We start from the raw sequence: 13,299 nt of genomic DNA, 5'->3' as shown, positions 1-13,299 counted from the left end.
GACTATCAAACTGCTATTTACCCGTGAAGCTATTTTTTTACGGTTAATGGTTGGCACCACCCCTGGCTTGATACCATTGAGCCTTATGTTACAGATATCGGCGACGGCACCACAGCCGTGATAGTATCACTTGCTATGCTTTTATTCAGTTACCGCAGCTGGCTGTTAATGGCCTCCAGCTATGCCATAACATCCGTCGCGGCACAAATCCTTAAATACATTTATATCGCCCCCCGGCCAAAGCTATACTTTGCCAGCCAGTGGAGCAGGGTACATACCGTAGAAGGTGTTTATATATTGGAGAAATACAGTTTTCCGTCCGGACATACGGTGAGTGCTTTTTCTGCCGCGCTGGTCATAACGTACCTCTGTAAAAACAAAGGCTGGGGAATCCCAGCCTTGTTTGTTGCCATAATGGTTGGCTATTCAAGAATTTATTTAACCGAGCACTTTTATGAAGACGTGCTTGCCGGCTCGGCTATTGGTGTGTTTGTTACTATATTTTGGCTAACATGGCTTGATGGTAAGCAGTTCATCAATTCGGCCAAATGGAACCGGGGCCTGCTCGATAACGTATTCAAAAAAGCCCCTGTCGCTAATTAAACTCCAGCTTCCAACTGACTGTTTTTACGTTTGATCACGGTTAATACGATAATCAATATTATAACGGCGCCGCCGCCATAAATACCTATTTTGGCCGGGGCGGACATGCCTTTTGCGTCAGACAAATACTGATCGCGGCGATCCAAAGTAGGTGCGATTTTGATAGAACTGGAAAATTGTTTCAGTTCGGCCTTTGCCAGATCAAGTCTCTGCTCCGGATAGTTATATTCAAAAGTATAGGTTACGTCCTGGGTATACAGCAGGATAAAATTTCTTAACTCCGGAGATTCGCCGGTTGAACCGCTGTTATCAATCCTGAGGGTGAATACCTTTCCTTCCAGTTTACCGATAGTGGTATCACGCGGATACATTACACTGCCATTAACAGATTGTTTTTGAATACCTTTGATGTAGGTTTTAAATACATCTTTCAAGTCGCTCTCCTTGTTTAAAGGTTTTGTATTAGCGTTTGGCACGCGTAAAACAAGAATATTACCTAATGATGCACTACCCTGGTATATCTGCTGGCCTAATGTATCCTTTTTAGTAAAGCCTTCGGGTAATGAAACCGTGACAAGGCTATCTATCTTTACAGGTTTAAGTGCCTGGCTAAAACCTGTAAGCGAAAACAGTATTATGCTTAAGCTTAAAATTATCTTTTTCATATTTATTTAACTTGAAAAAGAAGAATAAGTTTTAACTAATAATACATTATGAGATTTATATGAAAGTTAAATGACTTATAATCAACAATATAAATACAAGCTAAAAGCTGAAAGCTTAAGGCTGAAAGCTTTTCAAACACAAAGCTTTTCGCTTTCAGCCTTCGGCTTTGCGCTTAAATAAAGGCTTTAAGTTTATTCAAAAGCTCATCCAGGCATACTTCGGCAAAGGCAGTTGATGAGTCTGAAACACCGTATGGAATAATGAGTTTATTGTTGTGTACAATTACCCCGCATGAATAAAGCACGTTAGGTACATAGCCTTCCCGCTCATCACTGTTGGGGATCAGCAAAGGCTCGCGCAGGCGGCCAATTTCAACCGTTGGGTCATCCAGTTTAAGCAGACTTGCACCCAGCACATAACGGCGCATGGGACCAACGCCATGGGTTATCATGATCCATCCATCGGGTGTTTCAATGGGCGAGCCGCAATTACCTATCTGCACAAACTCCCAGCTAAATTTAGGCTGTTGCAGCATCACCGGCTTTTCCCAAATATTGATCTTATCCGAATACATGATATAGTTATTGCAGCCGTCTATCCGCGATATCATCACATACTTGCCGTTCACTTTGCGTGGAAACAAGGCCAGGTTTTTATTCTGTGCACCCGCACCGTACAAAGGCATGATCTTAAAATTATAAAAGTCGGTTGTTTGCAGCAGCTTAGGCATAATCAGGGAGCCATCGTAGGCGGTATAAGTAGCATAGTACAGTTTGCTGCCGTCATCGTTGGTAAACTGTACAAAACGGGCATCCTCAATACCCTTACGTTCATATTCGGATATCGGGAAGATCACCCTGTCGGAAATATCGGTATCCAGTGAAAAAACAATTTCATAATAGGAATCTGCAAGCCAAAGTACCTTGTCATACTCCAGCCGCTTCATATCGTCTTCCTGCAGTTTTTGCGAATCCATAATGATCCGGCGCAGGTTGGCGTACTCAAAATGATGATCGAGTTTTGATTCCAGCTCACTTATAACATCAATATTAATTTGGGTGATGGCAGCTTTTTCAAAAAAAGCTTTTTATTATAAACGGCATTTCTCACAATTTCGGCCTCATCAATGTAACTGCCCGCAGGTTGTATGCTGATGTTGTTATCCTTATCTATCAAGGCCCGGCGAAAAGTTATGGAAGAGATATGCCCTTCGCCTACCGCCCGGAAACTGATGATCACCCTGCGCTGGCCGTCTTCAAGCTCAGTTTGGTCGGGATCTTCAACTATCGAGGGATTAAAGAAGGCGGCCGATTCAATAGAATACTCATGCGTAAAATAAGACCCAATGAGCAGCTTGCGGTAAACGGTAAGCGTATCAAAATCAATATTGAGCTCTAAAAACAAAGGCTTAAGCTTGCTGCAATGCCTGTTGAGCACCCGGGTAATATTACGGTGCCTTTTGGAATATTCCTGCAGCAAGGGCGATACAATGCCAAAAGCATCATCTTCGCTGATTAACATTACACGCTCAATAACCTCTTTGGCGCGATCGTTCCCATTAAAAAAAATCTTGCTATTACACGTTTCGGATCTGGATTTACCCGGATGGGTTTGCGTTCGATAGAAAGTCTCATACAATGAAGTGGTAGCTTTTAGTTTGTAACACCAATCGGCGCAAATTGATTTGAGCTTTTTTAATTTAAACGCAAGATTTAAAAAAATGGCACTTTACAGGACGCTATAAAAGCCTATCTTCATACTTTATTAATCTTCGGTACGGTATTTTGCCCGCCGTGAATAATCTTGATCCTGTAACCCTTATTGATAGTTCCTGTAAATGCACAATTATGAACGTACTAATTGTTGAAGACGAAAAAGGCCTTGCGCTTGAGGTTGATGAATTTTTAAGCCACGAAGGTTTTACGGTTGAACATGCCCGCACTAAAAAATCGGCATCGGAAAAAATCTTCGTAAACAATTATGACTTTATCCTGCTTGACCTGGGATTGCCCGACGGTGACGGCTTTGACCTGCTTAAAATGCTGAAAGGCATGAACGAGCGCGAAGATGCTGTAATTATCCTCACCGCACGCGGCGCTGTTGACGACCGGGTATCGGGCCTTGAACAGGGTGCCGACGATTACCTGGCAAAGCCGTTTTCATTAAACGAGCTATTAGCCCGCATGCACGCCATCACCCGACGCAAACACCGCCTGGAGAGTAATGATATCAATGTTAAAGGCTTAAAGATCAACATACAAAACCGTACCGTTACTTACAACGATGAGCGCATAACCCTCACCAAAAAAGAGTTCGAGATCTTCAACTACCTGGTGCTTAACAAAAACAGGGTAATATCGCGCACCAACCTCACCGAACATGTTTGGGGCGATGTATTGGAAATAAATTCCGACTCTAACTTTGTGGATGTGCACGTTAAAAACCTGCGTAAAAAGCTATCGGCATATATTCCTATAGATTGGTTTGAAACCGTAAGGAGCATCGGCTACCGTATCAACATCTGAAATTGACAGCCTCATGAAATTACAGGTAAAACTGGCCCTTTATAATACATTAACCAAATTAGCCATTATACTTTTCACTGGCCTGCTTATCCTGCTTTCTATCGAAAAAATTTCTTATGACCATGTTGAGCTTAGATTGGAGGATGATGAAAAGGAAATACTCAAAAACCTAAGTTCAAAAGAGATCAATGGCTATCTATCAACTCAAAGAACGTATAAGGACTACAATATTTTAAAAGAGGAATTTATTATTATAAAACCGGTTAAGTTTGAACCCACAGTTACCGAAGATGCAAAGTTTACTACAGAAATCCGAACTAATGAAAGTGTAACGCAAACTTATCGCATACTTACTCATCAGTTTAATTTTAATAACCATACCTATTTACTTGAAATTGGCGTAGCGGTTACCTCTGTTGAGGAATTAAAATCCATCATTAAAAGGTTTACCCTTTTGACATTGATAATAGCACTCGCCCTCACGCTGGTAAGCGACCTGGTGTTTACCAAATTTTTGCTTGCGCCCTTTTATAAGATCATCGACCGCAAGCTGATCAAAGTAAATGATCCTATGAACTTTGATTATGAAAAGATCCAGACCACCACACAGGATTTCGAACTGCTTGATGACAGTATCAGCACACTCATGAAAAAGATCAGTAACCTGTTTGCTCTGGAAAAACAGTTTATTGCCAATGTATCGCATGAGTTACTTACGCCCATATCAATTATCAGCTCGCGGTTGGAGAATATTTTATTGCAGGAAGAACTCAGCGAAGCCAGCGAAAACAAAATGCACGCCTCGCTGAAAACATTAAACCGGCTTAAATCTATCATCAATAGCCTGCTGCTAATATCAAAAGTTGAAAATAACCAGTATGCCAAGACCGATGTGGTGATGATAGCAGGCGTAATTATGGAGATACAGGAAGAACTGGAAGACCGTTTGGAAGAAAAGCATCTCACCTTCAACAATAACATTAAATACATCTACTCCATTATGGGTAACCGCCCCCTAATGCATACCCTATTGTTCAATTTGATAAACAATGCAATTAAATACAATAAACCCAAAGGCAGTATTACCGTTGCCGATGAATTGAAGGAAGATGTTTATATACTGGAAATTACAGACACAGGTGCGGGGATGAACCAACAACAAATAGAAAACGCTTTTAACCGTTTTGAAAAATTTGAGACTGAAGAAAAAGAAAGCTACGGCCTTGGTTTAGCTATTGTGAAAAGTATTACCGCTTTTCATGGCATCCGGGTAAAAATAGATTCGGTAAAAGACAGGGGTACCAGTATCTATCTCATATTTAACCGCGAGCTTGACTTCACTTAATCTTCACATTGTATCAATACATTTACAAAGTTTATTTTGTAAGTAGATCCCCTATTTAACTATAGAGGCCGTTTTCCAGATGGGAATGGCCTTTTTTTGTTTTCAAGAAAACCCAATCAAAAAACTACCGTCGTTGCGAGGTACGAAGCAATGACGCCTTTTTTACAAAATAATCTCTTATATCATCTTATTCCGCTTAACCAGGTAAGTGTTCAGGATATGATGATAGCCTTCATGGATATCGGCATCAACCAGATCAATATGATACTGTGCGCATTTTAACTCCAGCTGATGGCGATACTCCTTTAACGATGCCTTGTAGGCGTCGCGGATGCGGGCCGGGTTCACTTTCAGTTCGTCACCGTTTTCGATATCAATAAAATGATGAGGGCGGTTATCAAAATTAAACTCAAGCTCTTTTTGCTTATCGGTAACGTTGAAAATCACCACTTCATGTTTATTGAATTTCAAATGTTGGATAGCAGCAAACAAAGCCTGCTGTTTTTCGGCATCCAGATTATTTTCCAGCATATCGCTAAAAATGATCACCAACGAACGCTGATGGATTTCCTGGGCTATATGATGCAGCACATTGGTAATATTGGTTTGCGTATTTACTTTTGGACTGGCGTACATTTTTTCCAGCTCGGCATATAAATAAAACAGGTGTGTAGTGGTTGATTTCGCCGCGCTGATCCAGTCTATTTTATCCGAAAAAAGACAAAGTCCAAAAGCGTCGCGTTGTTTTTTAAACAGGTACATGAGCGATGCTATGGCATAAACAGAAAACTGGAGTTTATTGGTACCCGTTTCAGGAAAGTTCATGGATGATGAAGTATCCAGCAGCAAAAAACAGCGAAGATTGGTTTCTTCCTCAAACTGCTTTACAAACAATTTATCGGTACGGGCCAGCAGCTTCCAGTCGATATTTTTTACCGATTCGCCGTTGTTATACAATCGGTGTTCGGCAAACTCAACCGAAAAGCCATGAAAGGGACTTTGGTGCAAACCAGTAATAAAACCTTCAACCACCTGCCGGGCCAGCAATTCAAGATTCGCCAGCTGCCTTATTTGCTGATCATCGTTTAATTTGGTCATAGGCTAATATAGGCATAAAAAAAGCGCTGCAAAATTGCAACGCTCTTTCAAAAAGTATGTTGTGTTAATGCTACAATGTGTAGCATTAAATAAGCTTAAGGGTTATGCTAACTGTTTTACCAGTTTATCAGTTAATACTGATTTTGGCACAGCACCGATTTGTTTATCCACAATTTCGCCATTTTTGAAGAACAATAAGGCAGGGATGTTACGGATACCATATTTTACAGATATACCTGGGTTGTTGTCAACGTCTACTTTACCAACAACAGCTTTGCCTTCATATTCTTTAGCAATATCTTCAACTACCGGACCTACCATCCTACACGGACCGCACCATTCTGCCCAAAAGTCAATTAATACCGGTTTGTCTGATTTCAGGACAAGCTCGTCAAAGTTTGCATCAGTTATTTCTAAAGCCATGATTTCTATTTTTTAAATTTTGTACTTACAAATATATGCTATTCAAATTGCTTGCCACAAGTGTACTACTGACAATGTGACAATTATATTATTATAATACGCAGCCTTAACGCAGGCATGACCATTTGTCGCATTTACACCCTTAAATACCTCCTTGCGACATGACGTATTAACACAAATTACCTATTTCCAAAGCATATTTACAACTATAGCGGCGGGTTACTTTTTAACATTGGGGGTATTAATTAACACATAGCTATAGAATTATGTTTACGATTATTATCCCGCTGTTACTTAACTTCTTTACGCCGATACTCCAGTTTAAGCTATCATCACGCAGGATAAACGGTCAAATCAAATTGCCTTTATCCATAATTATATTTTTGTCGCTTTTGCTGGCAGCAGGCTTAGCCACCCTTTCTTTTATGATTTCGCTATATAGCGTACCTGCCGATATCAAATGTGCTATAGGATGCACTATATTTATATCAATAGGTATCTTAAATGTAGGCTTTATAGTTCCGGTTATTGGAGTTTGTAGTTTTATAACGTACTATAAATTAATGTAAGAAAAGGCAGCAATATAATTATATCGAAATGCTTATCTTTTTAATTTGGCTTATTGCCCCGGTTGTACAAATGATCCTTTCATCATTAAGGATAAAGGGTCGGATCATATTACCTATAATAGGCAGTACCGTATTGTCATGGGGATTGGGCATAGCGTTAACAGTTGCAGCCCTTCCGTATCTTGTTCCGCCACCACCACCCTCATCCTCTCACCCGGCCGGGCGATGTGGTATGCCCGAGATGGCCGTACTTTTCGGCGGCATTTTCATTGATGGGGTAGTCGCCTTATCTATTGGTATCTTCAGTTATATTATTTACCTCATCAAAACAAAAAATGACCGGAAGCCACAGCCGCCGGTCATCAGTTAATAAATTTATCATGCCTCCATGAATTATATCTTGATCAAATTTTCACGGAAGATAGGTTTTTAAAAGTCTCCCCTTCAGGGGAGATTTAGAGGGGTTTATGCACCTTTCAAAGTAGCCATACCGCCGTCAGCAATCAATTCGGCACCGGTTATAAATGTTGAATCGTCAGAAGCGAAGAAGGTAACTGTTTTGGCAATTTCTTCGGCCAAACCAAAACGGCCCATTGGGATCTGTTTGATCAGTTCGGAACCCATGCCTTCCAATTGTTCCTGGGTTAAGCCTAATTTATCGGCAGTGTGTAAAGGTGTTACAACCGGACCAGGGCTTACAGAGTTAACCCTGATGCGACGTGGCAACAACTCGGCCGAAATGTTTTTAGCTAATGAAAGCAATGCTGCTTTACTTGCTGCATAAACAGTTGCTCCGGCCATACCAATATGTGCGTTAATTGATGTATTCAGGATGATAGAGCCGCCATCATTAATTAAAGGCAACAATTGCTGAATACTGAAGTAGGCACCTTTAAAGTTGATGTTCATGATATCATCAAACATCTGCTCGCTCATTTGCTCAGTTGAATTGAACTGGCCAATACCTGCATTAGCAAATACGATGTCAATTTTTTCGGCAATAGCTTTTACCTTTTCACCCAATTGCTTAACCTGGTTGATGTCGCCGCTATCTGCAATTACACCTTGAGCATCAGCACCAAGTGTTTCAATTGCTTCGTTGATTGATTTTTGGTTCCTGCCGGTGATGATCACTTTTGCACCTTGTGCGATGAATTCTTGTGCTGTGGCCAGGCCTATACCACTGTTGCCGCCTGTTATTACTGCTGTTTTTCCTTGTAACTTTTTCATTATCTTTGTTATTGATACATCAAAGGTACAGTGAGTTATAGCTACCCACAAGAATGCACCATTTTGTGTGCAACATACTTTTTGGTAGGTTATGGACCGGTTTGATGCAATCGACATATCGCCTTTTTCATTATGACAAAAAACAGACATTCCGATCACTCCTGCGCTATGGCAGCAGCCCTAAGCGTGATTAGTGGTAAGTGGAAACTGAGTATAATAAACCAATTATTAAGCGGTCAGAAGCGTTACAGCGAGATAAACCGGGCCATCCCCGGCATGACCGAAAAGATGCTTTCGCAACAGATCCGCGAACTGGAAGAAGACGGCATAGTATCCCGCCATATTTTTCCCGAAGTACCGCCAAGGGTTGAATATTCCCTCACCCCTATCGGCGAAGAACTATCATCTATATTTTACACCCTCGAAAGATGGGGAAGCCATTACATGACTGTAACTAATGCTAATGGCGAAGTAATTAAGCCTGATTATACTTGTTATACTTTAGTGAAACAGGATGATGAGGTGGTGAAAGTGGAAGTGTAAAATGTAGATGTTGTAAAACGATATCTCTACAGGCTTTTCTTGTATTTTTTACCAGGACGGCGACTGGTATGGAATATTGAATAAACAAAGATGAGACCCTTTTCAGAGTAAACTCTAAAAATGATCAAAAAAGGGAAGTCATCCACTTTACATTCCCGTATTTTCCCGCTTTTATTAGGATAAAAAAGAGGATTATTACTTATACTATTTAATTTTCGCTCAACAGAGGTTTCAAAACGATCTCCCAATCCGGTTAATTGCTCCTCATACCACCTGTATGCTTTCTGATATTCTATTTCGGCTTTCGGAAGTAATTAAATGTTATATCTCATCAGAACTACCGTGCTCTTGCATTTTTCTTAACCTGCTCCCAGGGAATTCCAACAACTCTGCCACTTTCATAATCATCTACGCGGCTTTTCATTTCATTTAAAAAATCCTGATCCTCCCATAAATCAAGCTCATCTTGTATCTCACTCTCAACCATGGTATATATCGCGGCTACTTTTTTATCGTCAGCAAAACGGATATACTCTTGCAGTCTTTCCCTAATAACTTCTGTTTCCATAATAACGATCACTTGTTAAACAAATTTAACCTATAAATTTAACTATATCAAGCTTCATAACTACCTTAACTCAGCACCGGCTCCTCATTAGTCAAACTATGTATCCCCGCCATAAAATCATCGCTTGGATTTACCTTGAATGATTTAGATGACAGTTCAACAAGCATAACCTCTTCCCTATCCTTGATTTGGAAACGGAGCTTACAATTTTTAACTGGATACTTTTGATTGTTATCATCTATCATGTGCTGGATATCATCCAGCAGTTTACTGTTGAGCATTTGTACATCAATGCAAACAGTTAATGATTTGGTAAGTTTATCCCGCATTTCTGATAGCAGGTCCATCACCATGATGCGCAAATCCCAGTTATCTTTCTGGCGGAACTTTTCTTCAATGTTTCCTTTAATATGCAGGAAGTAGCCTTCCATCATCATATTACGGAATTTTACATAATCATCACCAAACAACGCAAACTCATACGATTCATTGTAATCCTCAAACACAAATGTGCCGAATGGCTTACCCGTTTTAGTCATTTTATGCTGAACGCTTGATACCAGGCCACCTATCCTTAACTCACCGCGACGGCGTAGTTCATTGAACGCCGCAGTTACATCTTCGCCGCCTTCACCTGACCGGGCTTTTTGCATCAGTTTCAAATCGCTGATGTTTGCGTTACAAAAACGTTTAAGTTCAACCTTATAATTATCCAAGGGGTGACCGGTCAAATAAATTCCGATAACCATTTTTTCGTACTTCAGCTTTTCTATCAGCGGCCATTCTTCAACATCAGGCATAGCAGGCTCTGGTACATAAGATGCCACCGAACCGCCAAATAATGACGATTGCGAACTGCTTTGTACATTCTGATAATCGTTAGCATATTTGATCAGGCGTTCAACACCTGTTAATGTACCCAACTCGGTTTTGGCAAAAAACTGTGCACGCGGAATTCCAAAGCCATCAAACGCACCACCATAAACAAGGTTCTCGTAAGATTTACGGTTGACACTACGGGTATTGGAACGCCTTGCAAAATCATATACTGTTTCAAACGGGCCGTTGGCATTACGTTCTTCAATGATACTTTCCACCGCTTTATCACCCACACCTTTTACGCCGGTTAACCCGAAACGTACCTGGCCACGCTTGTTCACCGCAAACGCCATGTCCGACTCGTTGATATCCGGCCCTAATACCTCAACGCCCATACGGCGGCACTCCTCCATGAAGAAGGTAATTTTTTCAATATTGTTCTGGTTATTCAAAACCGCCGCCATGTACTCTGACGGATAGTGTGCTTTTAAGTAAGCTGTTTGGTATGCCACGAAAGCATAACATGTAGAGTGCGATTTGTTGAACGCGTACTGGGCAAATGCTTTCCAGTCGGTCCAGATTTTGGTAAGCTTATCTTTTGGATGGCCTTTAGCTATCGCCCCGTCCATGAACTGGGCTTCCATCTTGTTCAGTACCTCAATCTGCTTTTTACCCATCGCCTTACGCAAAACGTCGGCATCACCTTTACTAAAGCCTGCTAACTTTTGCGACAGAAGCATCACCTGTTCCTGGTACACAGTAATACCATAGGTCTCACCCAGGTATTCCTCCATGTCAGGTAAATCGAACACTATCGGTTCGCGGCCATGCTTACGGGCAATAAAGTTTGGGATATACTCTATCGGGCCCGGACGGTAAAGGGCGTTCATGGCAATTAAATCCTCAAACTTATCGGGCTTAAGCTCGCGCAGGTACATTTGCATACCATCACTTTCAAACTGGAAAGTACCGTTGGTATCGCCGCGCTGATAAAGCTCATAAGTTTTAATATCATCAAGCGGGATGTAGTCGATATCGATCACCACACCATGATTTTGCCTGATCATGCGCAGGGCATCCTTAATAATGGTAAGGGTTTTTAAACCCAAAAAATCCATCTTAATTACACCCGCATCCTCAATTACGCGGCCATCATATTGGGTAACCAGTAAGTCCGAATCTTTTGCTGTCGCTACCGGTACAATCTCGGTAAGGTCATAAGGGGCAATGATGATACCTGCGGCGTGTACACCGGTATTACGTACCGATCCTTCCAGTTTTTCGGCTTCACGCAATACCTGTGCTTTTAGGTCGTTACCGTTCAGGATCTCTTTTAGTTCCGGCACCTGTTCAATGGCATCTTTGAGGGTGATACCCAGGGTTTCAGGCACCAGTTTCTTCATGGCACTTACATCGGCCAGTGGCATATCCAATACACGGCCCACGTCCTGGATACTGGTGCGGGCAGCCATCGAGCCATAGGTAATGATCTGCGCTACCTGGTTTTTGCCATATTTATCAACCACATAGTCAATAACCCGCTGGCGACCGGCATCATCAAAGTCCGTATCAATATCGGGCATCGATTTACGGTCGGGGTTTAGGAACCTCTCAAACAGGAGGTTGTACTTCATCGGATCAATATTCGTGATCCCGGTACAGTAAGCCACTACCGATCCCGCCGCCGAACCACGTCCCGGGCCAATGAACACGCCCATATCGCGGCCAGCCTTTATAAAGTCTGCCACGATGAGGAAGTACCCTGCAAAACCCATAGTACGAATGGTGAACAACTCAAAATTGATGCGTTCTTCGGTTTCCGGACTAATATCACGATAACGCTCCTTGGCGCCCATAAAGGTAAGGTGCTTCAGGTATTCCCATTGATTTAAAGTATCGGCATCGGGTGTTTTGTGGATCTTAAACTCTTCAGGAATTACATAATTAGGCAGCAGGATATCGCGTTTTAGCTTTAACACCTCCACCTTGTCAACAATTTCATTGGTATTATCCAGTGACTCGGGCAGGTCATGGAACAGCTTGCCCATTTCCTCCTGTGTTTTAAAGTAAAACTGATCGTTAGGGAAACCGAAACGATAGCCTTTACCACCTTCCTCGTCGGTAGCTATTGGGGTGCTTTGCATATCGCCTGTGTTTACGCAAAGCAAAATATCGTGCGCGTTTGAGTCTTGCTGATCCACGTAATGCGAATCGTTTGAACAAATCACTTTTACGTTATACTTTTTAGCATAAGTGAGCAGCACATTATTGATAATTTGCTGCTCCGGGATTTCGTGACGCTGTAACTCGATATAAAAGTCCTCACCAAACAAATCCAGCCACCATTTAAACTCCTTTTCGGCATTTTCGGGCGTATCCCTTAAAATGGCTTGTGGTACCGAAGCCCCAATACAACAGGTAGTAGCAATGATACCTTCGTGGTATTTTAAGATCAGTTCCTTATCAATACGAGGCCATTTGCTATACAGCCCTTCCATATATCCCAATGAGCATAGCTTAACCAGGTTTTTGTAGCCCGTAGGGTTTTTAGCCAGCATCAGTTGATGGCGGCGAACATCCTTATTTTCTTTGGTAAATTGCTTTTTATGCCTGTCTTCAACCACGTAAAACTCGCAACCTACAATGGGTTTTACATTGTGTTTACCGGCTTCGGCTACAAACTTAAATACGCCGAACATGTTGCCGTGGTCGGTAATAGCAAGGGCCTTCATCCCATCCTTAGCGGCTTTTTTATACAGCTTGGAAATATCGGCTGCCCCATCAAGCAGGGAGAATTGGGTATGTACGTGGAGGTGTGAAAAATCAGGCATAGTAAATCCGTTTCAACAAAATCTTTATGAGGTACAAAGTTAAAACAAGTTAGGGATGTAGACTGTTAAAAAGTAGCGC

Annotated in this window: 14 protein-coding genes; 5 read left to right on the top strand and 9 right to left on the bottom strand. The window is 41.7% G+C overall.

The genetic code is table 11. From position 1 onward, the window contains the following. The first annotated feature begins 117 nt into the window (after window positions 1-117). Entirely contained in the window at window positions 118-603 is a 486-nt protein-coding gene (locus ACRQ5D_RS15480) for a phosphatase PAP2 family protein (protein WP_432329457.1), read from the top strand. Here the strand turns inward: ACRQ5D_RS15480 and ACRQ5D_RS15475 are convergent. The 3 genes from ACRQ5D_RS15475 to ACRQ5D_RS15465 all read right to left on the bottom strand — a co-directional run bounded on the left by ACRQ5D_RS15475 (window position 600) and on the right by ACRQ5D_RS15465 (window position 2,790). Continuing rightward, on the bottom strand, window positions 600-1,268 hold the full coding sequence (locus ACRQ5D_RS15475; protein WP_091172635.1) for a hypothetical protein: 669 nt from the start codon (window positions 1,266-1,268) through the stop codon (window positions 600-602). The two genes, ACRQ5D_RS15480 and ACRQ5D_RS15475, sit on opposite strands and share 4 nt — an antisense overlap. A 173-nt stretch (window positions 1,269-1,441) precedes the next feature. After that, window positions 1,442-2,245, bottom strand: a complete 804-nt coding sequence (locus tag ACRQ5D_RS15470) for a hypothetical protein (RefSeq protein ID WP_431199941.1) — start codon at window positions 2,243-2,245, stop codon at window positions 1,442-1,444. A gap of 59 nt (window positions 2,246-2,304) precedes the next feature. Next, window positions 2,305-2,790 carry a hypothetical protein gene (locus ACRQ5D_RS15465; protein WP_431199940.1) on the bottom strand — a complete coding sequence of 162 codons (486 nt, stop codon included), beginning with the start codon at window positions 2,788-2,790 and terminating at the stop codon, window positions 2,305-2,307. Window positions 2,791-3,116: 326 nt separating this feature from the next. On the opposite strand from ACRQ5D_RS15465, the gene ACRQ5D_RS15460 reads away from it, so the two are divergent. Both ACRQ5D_RS15460 and ACRQ5D_RS15455 read left to right on the top strand, forming a co-directional pair. Continuing rightward, window positions 3,117-3,794 carry a response regulator transcription factor gene (locus tag ACRQ5D_RS15460; protein WP_091172639.1) on the top strand — a complete coding sequence of 226 codons (678 nt, stop codon included), beginning with the start codon at window positions 3,117-3,119 and terminating at the stop codon, window positions 3,792-3,794. A 13-nt stretch (window positions 3,795-3,807) separates the two neighbouring features. After that, window positions 3,808-5,139 carry a sensor histidine kinase gene (locus tag ACRQ5D_RS15455; RefSeq protein ID WP_091172642.1) on the top strand — a complete coding sequence of 444 codons (1,332 nt, stop codon included), beginning with the start codon at window positions 3,808-3,810 and terminating at the stop codon, window positions 5,137-5,139. Window positions 5,140-5,316: 177 nt separating this feature from the next. On the opposite strand, the gene ACRQ5D_RS15450 is transcribed toward ACRQ5D_RS15455, so the two are convergent. Continuing rightward, window positions 5,317-6,237 carry a DUF58 domain-containing protein gene (locus tag ACRQ5D_RS15450; RefSeq protein ID WP_091172645.1) on the bottom strand — a complete coding sequence of 307 codons (921 nt, stop codon included), beginning with the start codon at window positions 6,235-6,237 and terminating at the stop codon, window positions 5,317-5,319. 102 nt (window positions 6,238-6,339) lie between these two features. After that, entirely contained in the window at window positions 6,340-6,660 is a 321-nt protein-coding gene (gene trxA, locus ACRQ5D_RS15445) for a thioredoxin (protein ID WP_090531998.1), read from the bottom strand. Window positions 6,661-7,257: 597 nt separating this feature from the next. Here trxA and ACRQ5D_RS15440 point away from each other — a divergent pair. Further along, window positions 7,258-7,599, top strand: a complete 342-nt coding sequence (locus tag ACRQ5D_RS15440) for a hypothetical protein (RefSeq protein ID WP_091172648.1) — start codon at window positions 7,258-7,260, stop codon at window positions 7,597-7,599. 95 nt (window positions 7,600-7,694) lie between these two features. On the opposite strand, the gene ACRQ5D_RS15435 is transcribed toward ACRQ5D_RS15440, so the two are convergent. After that, window positions 7,695-8,459 (bottom strand): SDR family oxidoreductase, encoded by a 765-nt coding sequence (locus ACRQ5D_RS15435; protein WP_091172651.1) that lies wholly within the window; start codon window positions 8,457-8,459, stop codon window positions 7,695-7,697. A 132-nt stretch (window positions 8,460-8,591) separates the two neighbouring features. Between ACRQ5D_RS15435 and ACRQ5D_RS15430 the strand changes: the two genes are divergently transcribed. Continuing rightward, complete coding sequence (locus tag ACRQ5D_RS15430) at window positions 8,592-9,002, top strand: winged helix-turn-helix transcriptional regulator (RefSeq protein ID WP_091172653.1); 411 nt, start codon at window positions 8,592-8,594, stop codon at window positions 9,000-9,002. Window positions 9,003-9,028: 26 nt separating this feature from the next. Here the strand turns inward: ACRQ5D_RS15430 and ACRQ5D_RS15425 are convergent, their stop codons facing one another. The 3 genes from ACRQ5D_RS15425 to dnaE form a co-directional block, all read right to left on the bottom strand. Continuing rightward, window positions 9,029-9,298 carry a type II toxin-antitoxin system RelE/ParE family toxin gene (locus ACRQ5D_RS15425; RefSeq protein WP_091172655.1) on the bottom strand — a complete coding sequence of 90 codons (270 nt, stop codon included), beginning with the start codon at window positions 9,296-9,298 and terminating at the stop codon, window positions 9,029-9,031. Window positions 9,299-9,339: 41 nt separating this feature from the next. Continuing rightward, window positions 9,340-9,570, bottom strand: a complete 231-nt coding sequence (locus tag ACRQ5D_RS15420) for an addiction module protein (protein WP_091172657.1) — start codon at window positions 9,568-9,570, stop codon at window positions 9,340-9,342. A 65-nt stretch (window positions 9,571-9,635) separates the two neighbouring features. Beyond that, window positions 9,636-13,220, bottom strand: a complete 3,585-nt coding sequence (gene dnaE, locus ACRQ5D_RS15415; RefSeq protein WP_091172660.1) for a DNA polymerase III subunit alpha — start codon at window positions 13,218-13,220, stop codon at window positions 9,636-9,638. Between the last annotated feature and the right edge of the window lie 79 nt (window positions 13,221-13,299).

It is taken from the genome of Mucilaginibacter sp. P25 (genome assembly GCF_050859465.1).
GTDB classification, from domain to species: Bacteria; Bacteroidota; Bacteroidia; order Sphingobacteriales; family Sphingobacteriaceae; genus Mucilaginibacter; species Mucilaginibacter gossypii.
Note: the sequence above shows the minus strand (reverse complement) of the source record. Positions and strands in the feature narration are given on the sequence as shown.